This is a genomic window from Amycolatopsis sp. (assembly GCF_035276945.1).
Classification (GTDB): domain Bacteria; phylum Actinomycetota; class Actinomycetes; order Mycobacteriales; family Pseudonocardiaceae; genus Amycolatopsis_E.
Window position 1 is genome coordinate 1 of record NZ_DATELF010000148.1, and the last position, 5,201, is coordinate 5,201.

A 5,201-nucleotide genomic window follows, 5' to 3' on the forward strand; every position below is an offset into this window, starting at 1 on the left:
CCGGACGACACCGGAAAATCGGCTCGCTCCGCGCCCTCCCCGGCTCCTAGGCTCGACTGATGACGATCGACGAACGGGTTTGGGGAAGCGGCGAATTCGCGGTGCCGGACGGTTACCTGAACACTCCGAGCGTCGGCATCCCGCCGGCGCACGTGGCGCACGCGGTCGCCGACGCGGTGGGCAGGTGGCAGCGCGGGGGCGACAAACCGGGGGACTTCGACGAGGCGGTGGCGCTGTCCCGGCAGGGGTTCGCGGGCCTGATCGGCGTGCCCGCCTCCCGAGTCGCGATCGGCGCGTCGGTCTCGCAACTGCTGGCCGTGGTGGCGGCCGGGTTGCCGGACGGGGCGAAGGTGCTGGCCGTGAGCGGGGAGTTCACCAGCACCACGTTCCCGTTCGCGGCGCAGGGACATCGGGGCGTCACGGTGACCGAGGTCGACCTCGCCGGGTTACCGGCCGCCGTGCCGGGACACGACCTCGTGGTGGTCAGCGTCGTCCAGTCGGCGAACGGTGCGACGGTCGGCCTCGACGCCCTGCGCGCCGCCGCGGAGGCCGCCGGGGTTCCGGTCGCGCTCGACGTGTCCCAGGCCGCCGGGTGGATGCCGCTGCGGCTGGACTGGGCGGACTGGGTGGTCGCCGCGGGCTACAAGTGGCTGCTGTCGCCGCGCGGCTCGGCCTGGCTCGCCGTGCATCCCCGCGTCCTGGACCGGGGCGCGCCGGTCGCGGCCGGGTGGTACGCGGGAGAGGACCCTTGGCAGACCTTGTACGGAATGCCGCTACGGCTTGCCGGCGGAGCGCGCAGGTACGACCTGTCGCCGGTTTGGCTGGCTCAGGTGGGCGCCTCGGTGGCCTTGCCGTACCTGGCTTCCCTGGACCTGGCCGAGGTCAGGGCCCACTGCGTCAAGCTTGCCGACGCGCTGCTCGCCGGGCTCGGCCTCCCCGCCCGGGGAACCGCGATCGTCTCCGTGGAAGCCGATCCCGGGCACCTGGCCGCGGCCGGGATCAGCGCGAGCGCGCGTGCCGGAAAGGCCAGGCTCGGATTCCATCTCTACAACACTCTTGGTGACGTAGAGCGGGTTCTGTCCGCATTGGGACAGCCCGTTCAGTACCGTGGTCGCCCGTGCTAGGTGCCCAATACTCTCCGGGCGGTGGCGGGACCGCGCCGCTGCCCCGGATTTCGGCGAACCCGAAGCGTACGGGTTACGTCCTCAAGGCTCTCGGCCTGGTCGTGGTGGCGGTGGCCTCCGGCGTGTTCTGGTGGCTGATCAGGCACGATTCGACCACGCCCGCCCCGGTCGCGCAGGCGCCGGCCAAGGAGTTCGCCTTCGCCATGGCGGAGGGACCGGTGGTGTCGACGAACTGCGCGACCAACTCGACCGGCGAGGTCAAGAAGTGGTTCAACGACCATCCCTGCCAGCGGCTGGCGCGTGCGCTCTACAACACGGCTTACGGCAACTCGCGGGTGCTGGTGTCCGTCGCGGTCGTCACCAACAACGACCCGGACCTGGCGAAGCAGCTCAAGATGCTCGCCGACAAGGACGGCACGGGCAACGTCAACGACCTGGTCAAGGACGGCACCGCGCACGTCCCGGGAGCGCCGAAGAAGCTCTCCGACGGCAAGTACCGATCACGGGTGAACGGCACTCAGGTCACCATCGTGCTGTCCGAGTTCTTCGATCAGCACAACGATGACGCCGTGCTCGAGCGAGTCAACGCCGAAGCCCTGGACCTGGCCGGTCAGCTGGGCTGAGCGCCCGGCATCGCGACGGCGGCCGGGGACTCGCCGGCCGCTTGGCGCCATCTGGTGCCACGCCGCGCGGAACCCAGCAACGCGCGCAACGCGATGAGCCGCAGTCCGGCGTCGTCGGTACGTTCGAGCACGCCCCGCCAGGCCGCCGCCGCGTCGGCTTCCGCGGCCGCGACGACGGTTTTGGCCGACGCCGCGTCGGTGACCGGCTTCGGGGTGAGGTACGCCGGTTCGGGCGCGTCCGGTGTCGCGCCCGCGGCGGTGAGCATCCGCACGCACACGTCCCGCCGGCCCTGGTGTTCGGCGGACCCGTCGCTGACCCCGATGTCGAAGTTACTCGGCAGGAAGGCGCTCACCAGGGAATACACCCAGACCGCCGCGTGTTCGGCGGCCAGCGCCTTCTGCAGCGGCTCGATCGCCTCGTCCGGCACGCGTGAGGCGGCCGTGGCGGCCGTGCCGGGGTCCTCGCCCGGCCCGAGTTGGTCGGAGACCTGCTGCAGCCCGGCACATCCCGCGGCGACCGCGGCGGCGAGCCCCGCCCGGTACCGCGGCAGGGTGGCCACCAGGTTCTCGGCCTGCTTGCGTGCCGTCGCCAGCCGCTGCCTGAGCCCGGCCATCCCGGTCTCGGCCGGGGTGGTGGCCCGCACGGCGGACTTGGGGCGGTTCAGCCGGTCGACCTCGGCCTGGATCGCCTGGGCGTGCGCGGTGCGCGCGGCCGCCACCTGCTGGGCCAGGTCGCCGGAAACCGCCCTCGCCGCGTCCGCGTCCGCCCGGGCCTGTTCGGCAAGTGGCGCCAGGGGGTCGGGCTCGTCGGAGTAGCCGCTCTGGCACGCGGCGAGCGGGACGGCCAGCGCGGCCAGCGCGCTCGCCCGTAGTACGTCACGGCGGGTACGAGGCGTCACGTCGAGCCATCCTGCCAGCCGCCGGGCGCCCGGCGATGAGCGGAGGAGCCCAGGGAGGGGTGCGAGGGTCGCACTCCCACAAGGCAGAGCCCCGCCCGGGTGACGCGTGCGCTGGTCACGACTCAGCAGGTGGCCGCGGACAAGATAAGCTTGACCATCACTGACCGTTGAACACATACAGGAGAGCGCCAAGGTGCCTGGAGAACTCGCCGGCCGGCTGGAGCCCGTAGTGGCCGAGGCCGTCGCCGGCGCGGGTTTCGACCTCGACGCCCTCGACGTGCAGCAGGCCGGCCGCCGGAAGCTGGTCAAGGTCGTCGTCGACTCGGACGAGGGCGTCGGGCTCGACGAGGTAGCCGAAATCAGCCGGGTGGTGTCCGCCGTCCTGGACCGGCACGACCACTTGATCGCGGGCGCCTACACGCTCGAAGTGAGCTCGCCGGGCGTGGACCGGCCGCTGACCCTGCCGAGACACTGGCGGCGGGCGCGCTACCGGCTGGTCCGCGTAAATCCGCACGAAGGCGCCGGGTTCGTGGGCCGGATCGGCCACGTGGGCGAGGACTCGGTCCGGGTACTGGTGGACGGCCGGATCCGTGCGGTCCGCTACGCCGACGTGGCCAGGGCCGTGATCGAGATCGAGTTCCGGCAGCCACCGGCCGAGGACCTGAAGCTGCTCGAAGAAGACGCGGCCGCACCGGAGGAGGAACCCAGGTGAACGTGGACATCGCGGCGCTGCGTGCGATCGAGCGGGACAAGGACATCCCCTTCGAAACCGTGATCGCGGCAATCGAAACCGCCCTGCTGACCGCCTACAAGCACACCGAGGGCCACGAGCCGCACGCCAAGATCGACATCGACCGCAAGACCGGGTACGTGCGCGTGCTGGCGTACAAGCTGGGCGAGACCGGTGAGGTCGAAGAGGAGTGGGACGACACCCCGGAGGGTTTCGGCCGGATCGCGGCCACCACCGCCCGCCAGGTGATCCTGCAGCGGCTGCGCGACGCCGAGCACGAGCGCACCTACGGCGAGTTTTCCGCCAAGGAGGGCGAAATCGTGGCGGGCGTGATCCAGCGCGACGCCCGGGCCAACGCCCGCGGCATGGTCGTGGTCCAGGTCGGCGACACCGAGGGCGTGCTGCCCGCCGCCGAGCAGGTGCCCGGCGAGTCCTACCAGCACGGCAGCCGGATCAAGGCCTACGTGGTCGGCGTGTCGCGGGGCAGCCGCGGCCCGCAGATCACCCTCTCGCGGACGCACCCGAACCTGGTGCGCAAGCTGTTCGCGCTGGAGGTCCCGGAGATCGCCGACGGCACCGTGGAGATCGCGGCGGTGGCCCGTGAGGCCGGGCACCGGTCCAAGATCGCCGTGCGGTCCACGGTGCCCGGCGTCAACGCCAAGGGCGCCTGCATCGGACCGGTCGGGGCGCGCGTGCGGAACGTGATGAGCGAGCTGGCCGGGGAGAAGATCGACATCATCGACTACTCCGAGGACTCGGCGAGGTTCGTCGGGAATGCCCTGTCTCCCGCGAAGGTTGTTTCCGTACAGGTGGTCGACGAACGCGCGAAGACGGCCCGTGTCGTGGTGCCGGACTTCCAGCTTTCGCTCGCCATCGGCAAGGAAGGCCAGAACGCCCGGCTCGCCGCCCGCCTCACCGGGTGGCGGATCGACATCCGCAGCGATGCGGCTTCGGCAGCCGAACCTCGCGCGGCAGCAACCGGTTCGGCTGAGTGAGGGGCCACGAGCTAAACTGGAACATGGCTGGAAGGTCGCGTCCGGGTGACGCGCGTGCCGGGGACGGGGAAACCCCGATCCGGACGTGCGTGGGATGCCGGAAGCGGGCTTCGGCCGGCGAGTTGCTGCGAGTGGTCGCGATGGGCGGGTGGCTGGTCGTCGACGAGCGTCGACGGCTGCCGGGCCGGGGTGCTTGGTTGCATCCGGATCCGGGTTGCCTGGCCAGGGCCGAGCGGCGGCGGGCGTTTCCCAGAGCGTTACGTATCTCTGGAACACTCGACGGCGCGGGTCTGCGACAGCAGCTTGACGCGGCCGCCGCGAGAACGATGGGTGGGGGACCTTCCCCTGCCCAGCCGGAACGAAGGAAGCAGGTCGACCCGTCATGAGTCAGCCGTGAAGCTGAAGCCATGAACGCGCGACGATAGGACGAGGTCAGCGGGTACTTACCGCCTGGCCTCACCAGTTGAGGAGAGCAGTGGCAGGTAAGGCCCGAGTACACGAGCTCGCTAAGGAGCTCGGTGTTACGAGCAAGGAAGTTCTCGCCAAACTCAAGGAGCAGGGCGAGTTCGTGAAATCCGCGTCATCCACCGTCGAGGCCCCGGTGGCCCGCCGGCTGCGTGACGCTTTCTCCGCCAAGGACGGCAGGTCCGGTGGGCGGTCCGGTGGTGGCCGCAAACCGGTGCCAGGACCTGGCTCGACGCCGTCGGGCAACGGTGCCGTCCCGGCGCCCTCCAAGCCTTCGGACGCGGGCCAGCACAGGCCGCGTCCCCCCATGCCCGGCCCACGGCCGGGCCCGCGCCCGGCCCCGCAGCCGCCGCGCCCGCAGGAGG

Annotated in this window: 7 protein-coding genes; 6 read left to right on the forward strand and 1 reads right to left on the reverse strand. The window is 71.4% G+C overall.

Translation table 11 applies throughout. From position 1 onward, the window contains the following. Positions 1 to 59 precede the first annotated feature (59 nt). Together VJT49_RS26100 and VJT49_RS26105 are read left to right on the forward strand one after the other, a co-directional pair. Positions 60 to 1,124 carry an aminotransferase class V-fold PLP-dependent enzyme gene (locus VJT49_RS26100; RefSeq protein ID WP_324167569.1) on the forward strand — a complete coding sequence of 355 codons (1,065 nt, stop codon included), beginning with the start codon at positions 60 to 62 and terminating at the stop codon, positions 1,122 to 1,124. Further along, complete coding sequence (locus tag VJT49_RS26105; RefSeq protein ID WP_324167570.1) at positions 1,118 to 1,747, forward strand: hypothetical protein; 630 nt, start codon at positions 1,118 to 1,120, stop codon at positions 1,745 to 1,747. Before VJT49_RS26100 ends, VJT49_RS26105 begins: the two co-directional genes overlap by 7 nt. Here the strand turns inward: VJT49_RS26105 and VJT49_RS26110 are convergent. Further along, entirely contained in the window at positions 1,735 to 2,646 is a 912-nt protein-coding gene (locus VJT49_RS26110) for a ferritin-like domain-containing protein (protein ID WP_324167571.1), read from the reverse strand. The two genes, VJT49_RS26105 and VJT49_RS26110, sit on opposite strands and share 13 nt — an antisense overlap. Positions 2,647 to 2,839: 193 nt before the next feature. Here VJT49_RS26110 and rimP point away from each other — a divergent pair, with 193 nt between their 5' ends. From rimP to VJT49_RS26130, 4 genes are all read left to right on the forward strand, one after another. Further along, on the forward strand, positions 2,840 to 3,358 hold the full coding sequence (gene rimP, locus VJT49_RS26115) for a ribosome maturation factor RimP (RefSeq protein ID WP_324167572.1): 519 nt from the start codon (positions 2,840 to 2,842) through the stop codon (positions 3,356 to 3,358). Continuing rightward, positions 3,355 to 4,371 carry a transcription termination factor NusA gene (nusA, locus tag VJT49_RS26120; RefSeq protein WP_324167573.1) on the forward strand — a complete coding sequence of 339 codons (1,017 nt, stop codon included), beginning with the start codon at positions 3,355 to 3,357 and terminating at the stop codon, positions 4,369 to 4,371. The genes rimP and nusA overlap by 4 nt, the downstream gene beginning before the upstream one ends. 23 nt (positions 4,372 to 4,394) lie before the next feature. Continuing rightward, positions 4,395 to 4,757 carry a YlxR family protein gene (locus VJT49_RS26125; protein ID WP_324167574.1) on the forward strand — a complete coding sequence of 121 codons (363 nt, stop codon included), beginning with the start codon at positions 4,395 to 4,397 and terminating at the stop codon, positions 4,755 to 4,757. An 89-nt stretch (positions 4,758 to 4,846) separates the two neighbouring features. Next, positions 4,847 to 5,201: translation initiation factor IF-2 N-terminal domain-containing protein (locus tag VJT49_RS26130; protein WP_324167575.1), on the forward strand; the 355-nt coding region annotated here is incomplete at its 3' end.